This window comes from Gordonia tangerina (genome assembly GCF_021556435.1).
In the GTDB taxonomy this organism is placed as follows: Bacteria; Actinomycetota; Actinomycetes; order Mycobacteriales; family Mycobacteriaceae; genus Gordonia; species Gordonia tangerina.
In genome coordinates, this window is record NZ_JAKGCU010000042.1 from 1 (window position 1) to 17411 (window position 17411).

Here is a 17411-nt window from a genome sequence, read left to right on the forward strand (position 1 = left end):
TCGCGCTTCACATGCCATCCGGGTGGCCCGGTCCTTGAGTTCCTCACTGTACTTGCGTGGTGCTGCCATGCTCTCCATCCTTCACAGGTTCGAGAGCCTCCGACAGACCCGGGGCGGTTCAACCACCAGCCAGCCGCGTACCAAGGTCAGTGCAGCTAGCGTTTGAATTAGGACGCAACTCATCTATCACGGGCGACGGTGCTGCGTCATGCTTATGCCCCTCCTACCTGTTGACGGAATGGTCGGGATATTCAGCGACCGACGCTTGTCAGATCCCCATGGGTCCGTCCGCGTGACTTTTGCGATGGTCAAGGGGCGAGCCGGAAACGGTCGATGTCACCCGGCCACCAGCTCGCAGTGCCCAGCAGCACCGCTAGCGCCGGGACTACTAAGGTCCGCACCAGGAACGTGTCGAGCAGCAAACCGACACCGATGATGAACCCGATTTGCACCATCACATCGATGGACCCGACCATCAGCCCAAACATGCTGGCCGCGAATATCAACCCAGCCGAGGTGATGACCGACCCGGTGTAAGCGACGGTACGCATTACGCCGACCCGCACGCTCCACCTCGTTTCCTCTCTCAGCCGTGACACCAGCAGCATGTTGTAGTCGGCGCCCACCGCCACCAAGACAATGAACGACACCAGTGGCACGGGCCAGGCGATCCCGGCACCGAGGATGTGTTGAAGTACGAGCACACCAATACCGAGAGCCGCCATGTAGTTCAAGACGACGGTTGCAAGGAGATAGACAGGTGCAACGACGGCCCGCAACAGCAGCATCAGGATCAGACCCACGATGAGAAGGGTGGCTATGCCGAGCAGTTTGAAATCGTACGACAACAGTCGCTGGACGTCGGCATTGATCGCAGGAAAGCCCGCAACAGAAGCACGTCCGCCCTCCAGAGTGGTGTTCGGCATCGCGTTCTCGGCGACGCTGGACAGCTCGTTCGCCAGCGTCATTGCATCGGCAGAGTATGGGTCGTAGGCGGTCTGTACCGCATAGCGCACGGTTTTCCCGTCGGACGAGATGAACTGTCGAGCGACCTGACTGAACTGCTGGTCCTTGAACGCATCCGCGGGGAGATAGAAGCCGGTTGCCGAGTCAGAATCGCCGACCTCCCGTGCGGGAGCCCGAAGCTGTGCGGCGACCTGTGCCAGTCCACTGAGTAGCTGAAGGTTGCTGTCCACCAGAGCACCGACTCCGTTCGACAACTGACGCGCGCCGTCGGCAAGTGCGCCGACGCCGGATTCGAGTTGCGAGAGCCTGTTCCCGAGGTCCTGTCCGCCGATGGCTTGTAGTGCAGAATCCAGCGTTTGAAGAGAACGCTGCAGCTGTGCAATGTTGGTCGAGCCTGGCGCACTCACGCGGCCGAGCTGCGCGGCAAAGTCAGCCACCCTCCCAAGCGACTGATCATCCGCGAGTGCCCGGATGTCGGCCATTTGCGCGCGCAGTGCCGAGCACTGCGCGATCTGCTGGCACCACGGATTGTCTAACGCGGACAACGCCGGCGCGACCGCATCTGCCGCAGACTGGGCCCGACGTGCGAGTTGAGACAGCTCGGGCGCTTGCTTGGAAAACTGTCTAAGCCTTGGGGCAGCGTTCGCCAGTTGGTTCACAAGCGGCCGATACTCGTCGAGCTGCGGGCCAAATGACGACACCTCGTCGAGCAACCCCGACAGCGGAGCGAGGTTGGAGGATATCTGGTCTTCTAACAGTGCCAGGCCTCCGGCGAGCTGCTCTGACCCCGTCTTCAGGACGGCCAGATCACCCTTGCGGGCCTGTCCATCACCGGTCTCCTCGGTGATCTTGGTACCGATCTGATCATTCTGCCAAGATAATTGCGCCTGCTCTAGCTTCTCACCGGTCGGCCGCGTCACGCCAATGACCCTGGTCACGCCGGGAATCTGCGCGACGCGGGAGGCTAGCTGGTCGAGGTCGGCAAGGCCTTGAGCCGTGCGCATGTCGTTCTCGGACTCCACCACCAAGAATTCTGAGATGATGATGTCTTTCGGGAAGTGGCGGTTGAGAAGCGCGTATCCTTCGTTGCTCCCTGTGTCAGGTGGCTGCCCCTCGCGATCGTCGTAGGTGATCTGAATTGTTGCGGCGACCATGGCGAGGCCGATCAACACGACCACACTGATCGCGAGCAGAGGGACCGGCCGCCGGATAACCATGACTCCGACTCTTCTCCAGTAATCCCGCGTCAGGTCACGGCGGGGAAGGCCGGCGCCTTTCTTGGCAGCGAAAGAGAGTACGAGGGGCAGCAATGTCACCGTCGCCAAGAATGCGAAAGCTATGGCGATTGCGCAGGCCGGACCCAAAGTGTTAAACACACTGAGCTTGGCGAAGGCCATAGCCAGGAACGCTAGGGCCACAGTGCCCGCCGACGCTAGAACCACGCGGCCGATAGTTGCATTCGCGTGGGCGATAGCGACATCAGGAGAGTAACCCGCTCGAATACCTTCATGATAGCGGCTGATGAGGAACACCGAATAGTCAACTCCGGCACCAAAGATGATGACGGTCATGAACATTGACGTGAACTGGGATACCGGCATGCCCAGCTCGCCCAGTCCAGATAGAACTCCGCGACCCACAGCCAAGCTCATGCCCACGACAAGCAGCGGCATCAGCGCGGTGAAGACCGAACGATAGACGATCAGGAGGATCACGGCGATCAGCAGCACGGTGGCAACAGTGATCAGGACCAGATCCGACTCGCCCACGGCGAGTTGGTCGCTAAAGGTCGCGGGCGGGCCTGTCACACGGACTGTCGTCCCACTGTCACGAAAGATACTCTCAGCGATCTCACGCACCGCTGCGACCGCCTCCGCGGTATCGGGTCCCCCGAGTGTGCCGGCCACTCCCACGGGCAGATACCAGGCTTGCTTGTCTTTGCTGAGAGCCTGACTTGCGGTGAGGGGATCGCTCAGCAGGTCCCGGACAGCGATGACGTGCCTGTCGTCCGCCCGCAGGGTGTCGACAAGCACGTGATATCGATCGCGGGTGTTGTCGGACAGGCCTGCACTGTTCTCCATCACAACGAATACTGTGGTCTTGGCGCCGCGCTCGTCGAAAGATGCACCCATACGGTCCAAGGTCTGAAAAGACGGGACTCCGGCCGGGATCGGATCCACAGATTGTTCCCGTATCACTGACTCCAGTTGAGGAAAGAGAAGGCCTAAGCCGATGGCGGCGCCGAGCCAGACCAGCGTCACAATTCCCTTGCGGCGGAGGGTAAACCATGCAACCCGCTCAAGGGTCGGACTGTACTCGCCGAGTTTCTCGCCCCCTCTCGACGGGCGGGTTCGAATGGGAGACGAACTCACCATGTGCAATATCCTCTCGACCTGAAGTGGGCGACCCAATCGTGCGGACCCGTTTCGCGAATGTCCGTGCGGCGGTGGATGGTTGTCACTTGTGGTGGTGCTCGACCATGTTCTCGACTTCCTCGAGAGTGGTGGGCAGGTGGTATGGCGGAGTGCTCTTGCCTGAGATGCGGTATCGGCCCCAGAAGTCGGGATCCCCGACGACACACTCCGCTCGGCCCTCGGGGGTCGTAAATACAGCGATCGCGCGGGCGCCTTTCAGGAGCCCGTCGAGCTCATCATTCTTCTGAATCCGGCCATACCAGGTGTACAGGCCGTTCAGCGGCTGGAAATAGCCTTTGATCTTCGCTTCGACATGGATCTCCGCCCCGCGGCACACCAGGGTTCCTTCGCCGGAGTAGTCGAGGTCATGGTCGTCAGACATGCAGTCCTACCTTCTTCGCACTGAGCGTTGACAAATATCGCAGTTCGTGGATACTAGCAGTACCAGATACTATGAGTAATGGGTACTGGGCGCCAGGCCCCGACTCCCAGCCTTGAACGACCGAGGAGAAGACATGACCGTGCAGGATGTCCAGATGAACCCCGACTTTTCGAAGGAGGGCATGGCTCGGGTGAACGGGCGTAAGCCCGTCGACATGGAACGATCTGCGGGTCGATTGCTGCGGTCTTCCGCGGAGAAGTTCTACGACGCGGAGATCGACATCGACTGGGAGTCGCCCTGGGAGGAAGGCAAGTGCTTTCTGCCAGAGCATCGAGTGTCGCTATACGGCACCAGGCTGTGGGACAAGATGACTGAGGAGCAGCGTCGCGAGTTGGGGCGCCATGAGATCGTGAGCATCCTCAGTTTCGGCATCTACGCAGAGAATCTGTTGAGTTCAGCGCTTCTGCGCATGTCGGCGAAGGGGGCTTTAACCGATCAGAAGTCTCTATACGCGTTGACAGAGATCGGCGATGAGTCCCGCCATTCCACTATGTTCGCGCGCCTCATCAACAAGACGGGCGTGCCCCCCTACAAGCTTCCTAAGGGCTTCTTGAGCTTCGCGAAGATCCTGCATTTCGTCCCTCTCGGGCCGTCGGTGTCTGGAGCTACGCTGTTGATCGAGGAAATCCTGGACCGCGCCCAGCGCGAGGCGATGAACGACCCCAGTATGCAGCCTCAGCTTCGCCAGCTCATGAAGATCCACGTCCTTGAGGAAGCCCGTCACATTACCTTTGCGCGACTGGAGATGATCGAAGGCATGCAGCGTCGTCGTAAGGCGACGCGCGCTTGGCACCGAGGGGTGCTTGCCGTCATCGCGAACCTGGCGTACCCGCTGCTCATTAATCCGAAAGTGTACCCCGCAGTGGGAATTAGTCGCTGGCGTGGCGTGTGGGCGCAGCAGACCAGCCCAAACTATCGGACCAACCTGCAATTTATGTCGGAGCCCATGATTCGGTTCTTCCATGAGGCGGGAATGTTGGAAGGCAAGTTCACAATGGCCATGTGGCGTGCGACGCGGAGCCTTCCCGACGATCTTCGCTGATCTCCGTTCACGCGGCCGAGCCGTCGTGATCGACATCAGTTAGACCTGTGCGGAGCATTCTCGATGGCTTCGCGATCACTTCCGCCTCAACAGATCACCTGCCGCCACTGTGCGCAGGTGATGTGTTGTGCGATCCAACCTACGAGGGAGAAAGCATAAACATGGCATCATCGACTACCCGGCGCGCCTCGCGCGCAACCGCCAAGACGGATTCAACCAACGACCCGATTTCGACCAAGATTCTGATTATTGGAAGCGGGTTCTCTGGTCTCGGGATGGCCGCGCAGCTTAGACGTCGCGGGTATAGCGATTTTCTGATTCTGGAGAAGGCAAGCTCCGTCGGTGGGACCTGGCGCGACAATACCTATCCGGGCTGTGCATGTGACGTTCCGTCGCTGATGTACTCGTACTCATTCGAGAGTCGAGGTAGCTGGTCGAAGGTGTGGTCGTCACAGCCAGAAATTGAGCGGTATCTACAGGATGTCGCGGATAAGCGTGGCGTGACACAAAAGATTCATTTCGGTCAGAAGTTGGTTTCTGGATACTGGAGCGAGTCGGAGTCGCGGTGGCACCTGCGTACTGAGTCCGGACGTGAGTACATTGCTCAGTTCGTGGTGTCAGGAGTCGGTGCGCTGCATATCCCCAATTTTCCCGAAATTTCGGGGATTGAGGACTTTAAAGGCGAAGCGTTTCACTCCGCACAGTGGGATCATTCGGTGGATCTGAAGGGCAAGCGTGTCGCCGTGATCGGCACTGGTGCCAGCGCTATCCAGTTTGTACCTTTCGTGCAGAAGGAGGCCATGTCCCTCAAGGTCTTCCAGCGAACCCCTGCCTGGGTCCTACCCCGCAAGAATTTCTCCGTTCCGCCGGCCCTGCGGACTCTTCTGAGTAAACTCCCGATTGCACGTCGTATCGCCAGGTGGTCGGTGTACTGGGGTGCGGAGAGCCTGGCCTTCGGCCTCAACGGTCACTCTAACCTCATGCGGCCAATTGAAAAGGTCGCTCGGTGGAACATTGAACGCTCCATCTCTGATCCGGCATTGCGCAAGAAACTGACCCCGTCGTATCGTATCGGCTGTAAGCGGATTCTGGGGTCAAACGACTATTACCCGGCGCTTGCGGCACCTAACACCACTGTCATCAGCGATCGGATTGAGAAGGTGACCGCTGATTCCATCATTTCTTCAGACGGTGTCGAGCATCTCGTGGACGTTATAATTTATGCGACCGGTTTTCACGTGACTGATGGTTTCGATCAGCTCGCCCTGAAAGGTGCCACTGGCGAGGATCTCCCGTCCCACTGGCATCAGACGGGGATTAACACGCACCTGGGCATCACGACCGAGGGTTTTCCCAACCTGTTTTTCCTCCTCGGACCCAACACGGGCCTCGGCCACAACTCAGTGGTGTTCATGATCGAGCAACAGATCAAATACATCATGAAGGCCATCGACACAGTAGAAAGCCGAGGCGCTGAGAAGGTTGACGTACGCCCGTCCGTGCAAGAACAGTTCAACACCGACATCCAGCGGAAGCTGGCCAAGGGAGTGTGGACCAACGGCGGCTGCACGAGTTGGTATCTCGACTCGCAGGGCGTCAACCGGACCGTGTGGCCGGGCTTCACATGGCAGTACTGGCGCGCCACGAAAGATTTCGAGCCCGCCGAGTACGACATCGCCTGAGCCCGAACGCACGGAGAGACACGATTCGAAGAGATGGTGGGACGACGGTGAGCAGTTCTAATCGGCATGACTATACCGGCAAGGTGGCAGTGATCACCGGTGCCGCGTCAGGGATCGGTCGGTCTCTGGCACTCCAGTTGGCGGAGCGAGGTGCCGCACTGGCACTGTCCGACATTGATGAGATGCACTTGAAGGAGACTGCAGAACTTTGCCGCACCACGCATGGGGCAACGGTAACCGCCGCCGTACTAGACGTTGCGGACCGCGCTGCTTTTCAGGACTATGCCGACGGAGTGCGGTCAGAGTCGGGCCACGTCGACATGGTGTTCAACAACGCCGGCGTGGCCTTGGGCGTCGACGTGGTCGACATGAGCTGGGAAGACTTCGACTGGCTCATGGGCATCAACTTTGGCGGAGTCGTTAACGGGTCGAAGGCGTTTCTGCCTCACCTGATCGCGTCCGGGGACGGACATCTCATTAACACGTCGAGCGTCTTCGGCTTGATCGGAATCCCCAGCCAAAGCGCCTATAATGCCGCGAAATTCGGCGTCAGAGGCTTCACCGAGGCGCTCCGACAGGAGATGAAAATCAGTCGATACCCGGTCACAGTGACATGTGTGCACCCGGGGGGTGTAAAAACCAACATCGTCAACAATGCCCGAGGCGTTTCCGCCATGGGGGCAGACACCGCGACTGTCGCCTCGCTGTTCGACAGGATCGCACGAAGCACCCCGGATAAAGCAGCGGCGACAATCCTCAAAGGTATGGACAAGAAGAGAGCGCGAGTGCTGATCGGTGCGGACGCCCGCGGTTTCGACTTCGTGGCACGGGTGATCGGTCCCCGCTACCAGGACATCGCGGCGCCACTGACACGAGCGGGTTACGCGGTCGCACGTAGACAGGGGATCCTCAAGTGACCGTCGAACCCGATTCACGTCCGGCTGCCGCGGCGGCCCGCTCACGCACCTTAACCGTCTCGGAAGTGATCCAGGAAACGAAAGACTCCGTTACCATTTCGTTCGAAATCCCCGACGCCATGGTCGAGGAATTCAAGCATACCCCAGGGCAATTCATCACCGTCAAGATCCCATCTGATCGGACCGGTCATGTCGCACGGTGCTACTCATTGAGCAGCTCGCCTCACGTCGACGACTTCCGTCTCGAGATCGGCATCAAGCGGACCGAGAACGGTTACGCATCGAACTGGCTGTGCGATAACGCGATTACGGGAATGGAATTGACCGTCCTCCCGCCGTCAGGGCATTTCACGGCGAAGAATCTCGACGTTGATTTTCTATTCTTCGCAGGAGGAAGTGGGATCACTCCGGTCTTTTCGCTGATTAAGTCGGCACTTGTGTGCGGCGGGGGCGAGGTCACACTATTCTACGCGAACCGCGATGCCGAGTCGATCATGTACGGGGGGCAACTGACGCAGATCGTCTCCGAGTTTCCTGAGCGTTTCACCGTCTTCCATTGGTTGGAGTCGGCTATGGGTATTCCGACGCCTCAGAATGTCGAGTCCGCCATACGTGAGCACCGCGGTGCACAGATCTTCACCTGTGGTCCGGCGCCGTTCATGGATCTGGTGCAGAAGTCGGCGGAGGCCTGCGGTGTCGAGCACTCCTCGGTACATCGAGAAGTCTTCCAGTCACTGACCGGGGATCCGTTCGATACAGCCACGATGCGTCAGCTTGGTGACGACGACGGTGTGGCGACCGCTACGGTCTATCTGAATGGGCAGTCCATCACGACTGAGTGGCCGCGCAACACGCCGTTGCTCGACGTGCTACTGGCCCAAGGCCACAATGCCCCGTACTCCTGCCGAGAAGGAGCCTGCAGCGCGTGTGTATGCAAGCTGGTCGAGGGTGATGTAGAAATGGCCCAGAACCACATCCTCGTTGAGGGTGATGTTGCCGACGGTGAACGGCTCGCATGCCAGGCACTTCCGCTGACGGATTCTGTCACGGTGAGCTTCGATGACCTCTGAGTTTGCGAGTGCGTCGCGAGGATCGCGTGACCTCGAGGTCCTTTCCTCCGACGGGACCAAGTTGTTCGCTCAGGAATTCGGTCCGGGCCGGGATGCTCCGCTCCTAGTCTTTAGTCACGGCTGGGCTTGTCAGGGACGTTTCTGGCGTCCGCAGGTCGAGCAGTTCGCGGCGACGCATCGGGTGGTGGTCTACGACCAACGCGGACACGGGTTGAGCGACCGGGGCCGGGTACCGTTCTCGGCGAAGCTCTTGGCCGATGATATGGAGGCCGTAGTCCGGGCAGTGGCGACTCCCGCCGACAAGGCTGTCGTGGTCGGACACAGCATGGGAGGCATGTCCATCATGAGTTGGGCGGCTGAGTACCCCGCCTCGGTTTCGGAGCTGGCCCGCGGAGTAGTACTGGCAAGCACCGGGCCATCACAGTTGGTGGATCGGTCTACATTGCTCAAGGTTCCCCGACAGCTACGACCGAGACTTGAGCGGGCCTTCGCGGCCAGTCTTGCAGTCGCCGGACCCGAGATGCAGGGGACGCGTTTGTCTCGCCGCCTGATTCGTTACGGAACCCTGGGCCCGGGCGCGACTGCCGAGGTAGTCGACGAGTGCGCCGACATCGTGTTGCGATGCCCACCACAGGTGCGCGGGATGTGGGGTTCAGTGTTGGCGACAATCGACGTCAGTAAGGGGGTTGACTCGCTGGAGGTGCCGGCGACGGTCATCGTAGGTGATGCCGACAGACTGACCCCAGCGACCCATTCAGTGGATCTCGCAGCGCGCCTGGGTCGGAAGGGCGTTCTATTTGAATTCACTCTTCTTGACAAAGTCGGTCACATGTCCAACCTAGAGGCCGTCGAAGACTTCAATTCAGCCGTGGCCAGATTAGACAAATCCGCCTGACGCGGGTCTCGTCGACCCAACCCATGTTCACTGGCTAGTGCGTCACTGGCGCGACAAGTCAGCCATCCTGATAACGTAGGAGGTCATGTCTGTAGTCCGTCGCATCTCCGCGGCCCCGGTGAAAGTGCAGCGACGTGTGCGCGACGCTCGAAGCACGCGCTGGGACGACCACCGCGCCGTCGTCAAAGCTGAACTCGTCGATGCAGCGATACGCGCGATCGAAAAGTTCGGCGATGCCGTGAGCATGGACGATTTTGCGGAAGAGGCTGGTGCGTCGAAGCCTAAGCTCTACCGCCATTTCGGTGACAGGGCTGGGCTCTACTCCGCCGTGGCAGCCCGTCTGGGTTCTATGATGTGGGAGTCAGCGCAGTCAACTCTGCTCTCCGGACAGGCAGACAGCACCGTCGACGAACTTTTCCGTTCAGCGGTGTCCGCATACGTATCCTTGGTTGATGAACATCCAGCGGTCGTCCGTTTCCTCATGACGAACCACATGTTCCAGTACTCTGAGTCCGGCGAGGGTGGGGCCGCAGATCAGCTGAGATCGGCAATGGAGATTATTTCCGACGAGTTCGCTCGTGGCCTCCGAGAGGTCGATGCCGAGGAGTCCCCCGTCGCCGTAGCAGTAGCCTCCATTCTGGGGGCTGGCCTATCAGCGACCCAGTGGTGGATCGATCACGGTCGGCAGAATGGAATGAGCAGGGACATGTTTGCCGCGCACCTGTGCCAGACCTCGTGGGGGATCATAGACGGCGCTGCAGCCACAGTAGGCGTTCGATTCCATAGGGACAGGCCCTTAGGCGACCCTGGATTCGCCACTCGCCTCGACGCCGTCTGATCCCCTTCGTACGGGTGGTCCGCCCTGTGTCACGCACGCGGCAGAACTGCTCACACAAACGGAGCGCATTTCACAATCCTGACTGCTGGCTGTCATGGGGGATCATCCTTGGTCGCCGCTCATCTTAGTAGCGGAGCGCTACAGACGGTACTGTTGACGACAGTGCCACAGTCGTGGCGGCACTCATAAGGCCCCCTCGAGCCTTCCATCGGTACCGCCACTGGCAGTTTCGTTCTGTTACCGACGGTATTGGTGTGCAGTCAGAGGTTCTTGATTTGGTTTCGTAGGGAGTGGCCAGGGTGGAAACCATCGATTTCGACGATGTTGACCCGAGGCGGGTTCGGTCGCGTCAGCGTTTGTTGGATGCTGCGGTGACCTTGCTGAACAGTGGCGGGGTCGAAGCCGTTACCGTGGAGGCGGTCACTCGACTGTCTCGTGTTGCTCGCACCACCTTGTATCGTCACTTCGAGAGCTCCACAGATCTGGTGGCGGCTGCCTTCGAGCGATTGTTGCCTCAGGCCGAGACCCCCGAGACGACGACGTCGATCCGTGATGACCTGCTGAAGCTGATGCAGCGGCAGGCTGAGCTTATTGAGCATGCACCGCTGCAGTTGACGACGCTGGCATGGTTGGCAATGCTTCCCGAGCAGCCCCGGCAATCCGGGCAATCCGACGGGGATCAGAACGCGCTCGCGCCACTGCGTCGTCGAGTCGTCGAGCAGTATCGAGAACCATTCGATCGAGTTTTGACGAGTGACGTGGCCACGGCTGAGCTCGACAACTTCGATTTGACCATGGCTGTCACCCAGCTCGCGGGCCCGCTGATCTTTGCCAAGCTCACGGGCATTCGGTCGATGACCGTTGGCGATCTCGAACAGCTTGTCGACGATTTCCTCATGGCCCACCGGCGACACCAAACCTCCTGACCTCCTTCCCCATCTACGGTACTGCTAGTACCGTAACGATACCGTCGGTTTCGTAGACGGGCTGGGTCGAGGGTGAGGTGCTGCATATGGTGGTCCAACGTCCAAGTGGTGGGCGCTTGGCGGCGCGCCGGTTGGCGGAACGCAGCGAGTACAGCACGACATTGGGGCGGTTGGCACGGTTCACCTTGGCGCACAGATTCCTCGTCATCGGGGCGTGGGTGGCTGTGGGTATCGTCTTGGCGATTCTGTTTCCCCAGCTGGAGACGGTGGTGCGGCAGCAGTCTGTTGATCCGATCCCTGCTGGGGTTCCATCGTTTCAAGCACTCGATCAGATGGGTGGTGCGTTCGGTGAGAAGGGCGCCAAGACCACTGTTTTCGTGACCATGGAGAACCCGAACGGGTTCACCGACGTGGCGCGGGAACGCTACGACATGCTCGTTCTGCAGCTGCGCGAAAATTTCGACGATGTGCAGTCAGTGCGGGATTTGCTTTCCGATCCGACGACGGCCGGCCAAGCCTTGAGTGAGGACGGGCAAGCCTGGTACCTGCCTGTCGGGGTCACCGGAACATTGGGAGGGCCAACGGCCACGCATGCTGTGGAGACCGTGCGCCAAACCGCGCAGCGCGTGTTTGACGGTACGGGCACCACTGTCCATGTCACCGGGCCGACAGCCACTTTCAGTGACCAGATCGTCAGTGCTGAAAGCGATTTAGTCGTGATCACTCTGGCGACGGTGGCGCTTATCGCGATCATTCTGTTGATCGTTTACCGATCGCTGTTCACCGCGCTGGTGCCGTTGTTGGTGATCGGTGTCAGCCTCGGCGTGGGCCGTGGCATCTTGTCCGCACTCGGCGAACTCGGTATGCCGGTATCGCAGTTCACCGTCGCGTTCATGACCGTCATCCTGCTCGGAGCCGGGGTCGACTACTCAGTCTTCTTCATCAGTCGCTATCACGAACGGCTACGCCAGGACGCCACCACCGAGGTTGCGCTCGTGGACGCGACAGCAACTATCGGACGGGTCATCCTGGCTTCAGCTGCCACGGTGGCGCTGGCCTTTTTGGCGATGGTCTTTGGTCAGCTGAGCGTGTTCTCCACCTTGGGTCCGGCATGCGCGATCGCCATCCTCATCGGATTCCTCGCCACGGTCACCCTGCTACCACCGGTGTTGCTGTGGGCGGCACGATTCGGCTGGGGCGCACCCAGGCGAGATCTGACCCGAAAGTACTGGAATCGCGTCGCCGTGCTCGTCGTGCGGCGTCCTGTGCCGCTGCTGGCACTAACCCTGGTCGGGCTAATCGTGCTTAGCGTCTTCGCGACGGGCATCCAGATCACCTTCGACGATCGTGAGGGGCAACCCGCGACAACCGACAGCAACGAAGGCTACGCGTTGCTCGACCGTCATTTCCCTCAAGACGTCACTATCACCGAGTTCCTCGTCGTAGATGCACCGATCGATCTCCGTACTGCCAGCGGGCTGGCCGATCTTGAGCAAATGGCCTCACGTGTATCCCAGATCCCCGGAGTGACTCGAGTCATCGGCGTTACCCGTCCCACCGGGGACAAGCTCGAGCAAGCCGAGCTGTCCTGGCAGAACGGCCAGATCGGGAACCGGCTGGCGGGTGCGGTCGACGATGGCCAGAACCGCCGCGGTGACCTCGAACAGCTCCGTACAGGCGCATTCCAACTCGCCGACGGGCTTACTCAGCTCGACACCCAGGTACGCACCAACTTGGCCCCCCTGGCCGGCATCCTCGATCAGGCAAGCACAGCCGGGCAGCAAATTCAGCAGTACCAGCCACTACTACGCCAACTCGCCGCATCTGCACCAGCGCTCGATCGCGCTTCTCAGAATGCCCCACAGCTGGCCGCGCTCACCCGCCAAACATCTGCAGCCCTGGCAACAGTGACCTCGATCCTGCCCATCCTCGATAATGCGCCCTGGTGCACCCAAGTCCCGCAGTGCGCAGCTCTGCGCGCGCAGACCCGCAATCTCGACGCCCTACTGAGCAACGGGACCCTCGACCAGATCGCCACGCTGTCAACACAACTCGCGCAGCTGGATACACCGATCTCAACAGTCACCGACCAACTCACTTCCACCGTCAACTCACTGGGCTCCACGCTGGGAAGCATCAGCAGCCAAGACCTTCCCGGCAAGCTCACCCAACTGCAAACAGGTATCAGTCAACTCGCGGCGGGATCACGCCAACTCGCCGCCGGTGTATCCGCGCTGATCGACAGCAACCTTCAACAACTCGCCGGGATGGCCGCGCTAGCCACACAACTACAAACCTCCGCCCGCGAGACCGCCGGAACAAACTCAGCAACCGGCTTCTACCTCCCACCTCAGGCCAACGCAGACCGCCGTTTCGTCGACGTCGCTCGCCAGTTCGTCTCGCCCGACGGCCATACCGTGCGCTACGCAATACAAACCAGCTTCGACCCCTACAGCACCGAGGCCATGCAACTGGCCGACACAATCACCGATGTCGCACTCGCCGCCAGACCGAACACAACCCTGCAGGACTCCAACATCGCGACAGCCGGGTTCCCCGCCATCAACGCCGATCTGCAACGTCTACTCACCGAAGACTTCCGACTCCTAGCGTTGGCCACCCTCACCATCGTCGGCCTGATCCTGATACTCCTACTCCGAGCACTCATCGCGCCGCTATACCTTCTGGGCACCGTCATACTCAACTACACCGCGGCACTGGGTATCGGCGTCCTGATCTTTCAACACATCCTCAAAACCGACATCGCCTGGCCCGTACCACTACTGGCCTTCATAGTCCTCGTCGCGGTCGGCGCCGACTACAACATGCTTCTCATCTCTCGCCTACGCGAAGAATCCCAAAACAACATCCGCATCGGCGTCCTGAGAACCGTCACCAACACCGGATCAGTCATCACCTCGGCCGGCCTCATCTTCGCTGCCAGCATGTTCGGACTCATGGCCGGATCCATCTCGATCATGACCCAGGTCGGACTCATCATCGGCATCGGCCTGCTGCTCGACACCTTCATCGTCCGCACCATCGTCGTGCCGACCATCGCCACACTTGTCGGCAGAGCAAGCTGGTGGCCGAGTACCCGAACCGACACGCATCCAGCGTCCCGCTAGTACGCACGCACGTGCCGAGATCTGACCGGCCCCGCCAGTCATCCAGCCATCGCGCCCACCTCATCGACTGACACCCGCTCGACGGTCGGCCGCGGCACCACACCCGACCCACGTGCGAGCGCCCCTCGCGTCGTTGACGCTGGTAGAACTCGCAGGAGGGCCCGTCGCGGCGTTGGGGACTGTCGCTGATTCGGTGTAAGTGGTTTTGATCGCCCCCGGCGTGGGGCAGGAGGAATCACGACGATGACCGACACAATCGGGGGCGTGGATGCCCCGGTGGCAGGGCCGGTTCAGACCGGTCAGGAACACGATGTCACCACCGCGGATGCGGTGCGTGAGCTCTCGAAGGCCGAGCAGGCTTTGGTGAGCGATCTGGTACGTAGCTCACGCGCTCAGGGAGTGGCTCTGACCGGTCCTGACGGGCTGCTCAAAGCGCTGACCAAGAGCGTGCTCGAAGCCGCGCTCGATGAAGAGATGACCGAACATCTTGGCTATGACAAACATGACGTGGCCGGCCGCAACACCGGCAATTCACGCAACGGCACGCGCACGAAACGGGTCCTGACCGACGCGTGCGGGCAGGTGCCCATCGAGGTGCCCCGCGACCGCAACGCCACCTTCGACCCGGTAATTGTCGGTAAGAGCAAACGTCGCGTCACCGATGTGGATCGGGTAGTGCTGTCGCTGTATGCCAAAGGCCTCACAACCGGCGAGATCTCAGCGCATTTCGCCGATGTCTACGGTGTCAACGGCGGCTGAAAACTGACCCCTTATCGACGGTTGAATTTTGACCCCCTTTGGTGTGGTTACTGGTCGGTGTTGACGAGTTCTCGTCGGGCTTTGGTGCGGTAGGAGTCGCCGTCGATAGCGATGACCTCGGCGTGATGGACGAGGCGGTCGATGAGTGCGGCGGCGACGACGTCGTCGGCGAAGACTTCGCCCCAACGGCCGAATGGCATGTTCGAGGTGATCAGAATCGAGCCTTGTTCGTAGCGACTGGCAATGAGTTGGAAGAACAGGTTGGCGGTGTCGGAGTCGAATGGGAGGTAGCCGATCTCGTCGATGATGATCAGTCGGTAGCGGCGGAGCCGTTTGAGTTCGGCGGCCAGGCGGCCGGTGGTGTGTGCCTCGGTCAGGCGGGTGGCCCATCCGGTGGCGGTGTCGAAGAGCACGGGGTAGGCGTTGTGTGCGGCTTTGATCCCGAGCGCGATCGCGAGGTGGGTTTTTCCCACCCCGGGTGGTCCGAGAAGGATCACGTTGTCGCTCTTGGCGATCCAGGTGCTGGTGGCCAGGTGGGCGATCACATCACGACGCAGTCCTGGAAGGTGGTCGAAGTTGAAGTCCTCGAGTGTTTTGACCGCAGGGAAGCGCGCGCCGCTGATCCGCAGCATGGTGCCGTTGGCTTCGCGTTCGCTGACCTGGCGGTCAAGAATCGCTGCGAGGTACTGCTCGTGGGTCCAGTTGTCGGTGCGGGCCCGCTCGGCCAATTCCGCCCAGCATCGGCGGATCGCTGGCATCTTCAACGCCCGCGCCGCGAACTCGATCTGTTTACCTGTTTGATTGTCGGACACAGTCTTTCACCTTTCAATGCTGGTGGATGTGGTGGGCGGGTGAGCTTGGGGCGGGGTGGCAAAGTTCACCCCGAACAGCTCGTCGTAGTCCGGTAACGCCCGGATCGGCACCTCGTGGCCATCAGGGTGGGCGCGGATGCGGGCGGCGTTTCGGGCCCGGTTGGCGAGGTCTTGGCGGCGGTAATCGCGGCGCAGTTCTTTGGCTGCTCGCACGTGCTGAGGGTCGGCGATGGTGACGTGGTTGGCCCAGCTGCGCGCGTGGTCGGCGACGGTGACCTCGCCGCAGAGGATGCGCACCTGCTGCAGGTCGGCAGTGATGTCGACGAACCGACCGATCACCGACGGGTGCACCGAATAGTCATTGCCGGCTACACGTACGTAGTAGTCGCGACCGAGTCGCACCCGGCTACTCAAGCCGATATGCGGTGCGGTCGGAGGTAGGCCGGTCATCTGCTCGAGGTCCTCGGCGAACACGTCACACGGGCGTCGATCACCGATCGCGCGCACCACTCGGGTGTTGGCATGATCGGCCAGCCACCGATCGAACTGGGCGGTGAAATCGGCCGGTGAGCTGAACTGGCGGCCCGGCAGGAACGAGCTCTCGAAGAACCGGTTGTTGCGTTCGACCATGCCCTTGTACTCGGGGTCTCGCGGTGGCGCCAGCTCCAGCCGCGTACCCAACGTGCCCACGAAGCCGGCCGCCAACGCGGTGGGTGTGCCCTTGGGGCCGATCGCGGCTTCGCGGTCCCACACCAGTTTGCGGGTCACCCCGCCCAGTTGCGACAGCAGCAGCCACATTCCCGTCAGGATGTCTCCGCCCTGGCGAGACGGGATCATCACCGCCGACCGGTACCGGGAGAACGCCAACGTCATCACCAACACCGGTAGCATGGCGAACTGATTGTGGCTCAGAGGGATTCGGTAGTCCGGAAACCACAAATCCCACTGTGAACAGCCGCCGGGCTGATAGATCACCCGATCGGCTGGATCTACCCCACGAAACTCTGGACGAATAGCCCGGACCCGGTCTTTGAGGACCGTCAACGACCTCGTCCACCCAACCCGCTCGGCGATCACCGTCGCCGGCATCGTCGGATACTCCCGCAGCAACGCCCGGATCTGCGGTTCGAACGCGTCGACCGCCGAGCCCGTCGCCGGCCGCGAGTACTTCGGCGCGGTATCCGAAGCCAACGCCGCACGAACGGTGTTGCGGGCCACCCCCAACCGGCGCGCGATCTCCCTGATCGGCACACCCTCACTGCGATGCAAACGGCGGATCTCTGCCCATTGCTCCACTGAAATCACCCTCCTAACAAGACGGGGGGGGTCAAAATTCACCCGTCGTCAGGGGGTCAGTTTTCAGGCGTCGTCAACATACGGTGCGTCGGTATCGAAAGACACTGAACCGCCCCGGGTCTGTCGGAGGCTCTCGAACCTGTGAAGGATGGAGAGCATGGCAGCACCACGCAAGTACAGTGAGGAACTCAAGGACCGGGCCACCCGGATGGCATGTGAAGCGC

The 17411-nt window shown here is 60.8% G+C and carries 12 protein-coding genes and 1 pseudogene; 9 read left to right on the forward strand and 4 right to left on the reverse strand.

The features are described 5' to 3' along the window. Positions 1 to 308 precede the first annotated feature (308 nt). Complete coding sequence (locus L1892_RS23805) at positions 309 to 3341, reverse strand: MMPL/RND family transporter (RefSeq protein ID WP_014928953.1); 3033 nt, start codon at positions 3339 to 3341, stop codon at positions 309 to 311. Positions 3342 to 3423: 82 nt separating this feature from the next. Then, positions 3424 to 3762 (reverse strand): DUF4873 domain-containing protein, encoded by a 339-nt coding sequence (locus L1892_RS23810; RefSeq protein ID WP_004021766.1) that lies wholly within the window; start codon positions 3760 to 3762, stop codon positions 3424 to 3426. Positions 3763 to 3895: 133 nt separating this feature from the next. Here L1892_RS23810 and L1892_RS23815 point away from each other — a divergent pair, with 133 nt between their 5' ends. From L1892_RS23815 to L1892_RS23855, 9 genes and pseudogenes are all read left to right on the forward strand, one after another. Beyond that, positions 3896 to 4864, forward strand: a complete 969-nt coding sequence (locus L1892_RS23815) for an AurF N-oxygenase family protein (RefSeq protein WP_004021765.1) — start codon at positions 3896 to 3898, stop codon at positions 4862 to 4864. Between the two features lie 161 nt (positions 4865 to 5025). After that, a complete protein-coding gene (locus L1892_RS23820) occupies positions 5026 to 6546 on the forward strand; it encodes a flavin-containing monooxygenase (RefSeq protein WP_235726255.1) in 1521 nt (506 codons plus the stop codon). A 47-nt stretch (positions 6547 to 6593) separates the two neighbouring features. Next, the gene (locus tag L1892_RS23825; RefSeq protein WP_004021763.1) at positions 6594 to 7463 is read left to right on the forward strand and encodes an SDR family NAD(P)-dependent oxidoreductase; all 870 of its coding nucleotides are present in this window, start codon (positions 6594 to 6596) and stop codon (positions 7461 to 7463) included. Beyond that, positions 7460 to 8533, forward strand: a complete 1074-nt coding sequence (locus L1892_RS23830; RefSeq protein ID WP_004021762.1) for a ferredoxin--NADP reductase — start codon at positions 7460 to 7462, stop codon at positions 8531 to 8533. Before L1892_RS23825 ends, L1892_RS23830 begins: the two co-directional genes overlap by 4 nt. Beyond that, the gene (locus tag L1892_RS23835) at positions 8523 to 9428 is read left to right on the forward strand and encodes an alpha/beta fold hydrolase (RefSeq protein ID WP_004021761.1); all 906 of its coding nucleotides are present in this window, start codon (positions 8523 to 8525) and stop codon (positions 9426 to 9428) included. Before L1892_RS23830 ends, L1892_RS23835 begins: the two co-directional genes overlap by 11 nt. Positions 9429 to 9513: 85 nt before the next feature. After that, positions 9514 to 10266, forward strand: a complete 753-nt coding sequence (locus tag L1892_RS23840) for a TetR/AcrR family transcriptional regulator (RefSeq protein ID WP_004021760.1) — start codon at positions 9514 to 9516, stop codon at positions 10264 to 10266. Between the two features lie 299 nt (positions 10267 to 10565). After that, entirely contained in the window at positions 10566 to 11192 is a 627-nt protein-coding gene (locus L1892_RS23845; RefSeq protein ID WP_004021759.1) for a TetR/AcrR family transcriptional regulator, read from the forward strand. Positions 11193 to 11278: 86 nt separating this feature from the next. Beyond that, positions 11279 to 14320: an MMPL/RND family transporter gene (locus tag L1892_RS23850; protein WP_033206569.1), complete on the forward strand. Its 3042-nt coding sequence runs from the start codon at positions 11279 to 11281 to the stop codon at positions 14318 to 14320. 243 nt (positions 14321 to 14563) lie between these two features. After that, positions 14564 to 15070, forward strand: a pseudogene (locus tag L1892_RS23855) (transposase); the annotation flags it as partial. A gap of 56 nt (positions 15071 to 15126) precedes the next feature. Here L1892_RS23855 and istB read toward each other — a convergent pair. Then, complete coding sequence (istB, locus tag L1892_RS23860; protein ID WP_004021756.1) at positions 15127 to 15891, reverse strand: IS21-like element helper ATPase IstB; 765 nt, start codon at positions 15889 to 15891, stop codon at positions 15127 to 15129. Between the two features lie 6 nt (positions 15892 to 15897). Continuing rightward, positions 15898 to 17196: an IS21 family transposase gene (gene istA, locus L1892_RS23865; RefSeq protein WP_165629285.1), complete on the reverse strand. Its 1299-nt coding sequence runs from the start codon at positions 17194 to 17196 to the stop codon at positions 15898 to 15900. Positions 17197 to 17411: the final 215 nt, after the last annotated feature.

What these genes read in the sequence shown, in the direction of transcription:
- L1892_RS23805 (WP_014928953.1), bottom strand. Translation starts at nt 3,341, where the DNA reads ATGGTGAGTTCGTCTCCCATTCGAACCCGCCCGTCGAGAGGGGGCGAG.
- L1892_RS23820 (WP_235726255.1), top strand. Translation starts at nt 5,026, where the DNA reads ATGGCATCATCGACTACCCGGCGCGCCTCGCGCGCAACCGCCAAGACG.
- L1892_RS23850 (WP_033206569.1), top strand. Translation starts at nt 11,279, where the DNA reads ATGGTGGTCCAACGTCCAAGTGGTGGGCGCTTGGCGGCGCGCCGGTTG.
- L1892_RS23840 (WP_004021760.1), top strand. Translation starts at nt 9,514, where the DNA reads ATGTCTGTAGTCCGTCGCATCTCCGCGGCCCCGGTGAAAGTGCAGCGA.
- L1892_RS23815 (WP_004021765.1), top strand. Translation starts at nt 3,896, where the DNA reads ATGACCGTGCAGGATGTCCAGATGAACCCCGACTTTTCGAAGGAGGGC.
- L1892_RS23835 (WP_004021761.1), top strand. Translation starts at nt 8,523, where the DNA reads ATGACCTCTGAGTTTGCGAGTGCGTCGCGAGGATCGCGTGACCTCGAG.
- L1892_RS23810 (WP_004021766.1), bottom strand. Translation starts at nt 3,762, where the DNA reads ATGTCTGACGACCATGACCTCGACTACTCCGGCGAAGGAACCCTGGTG.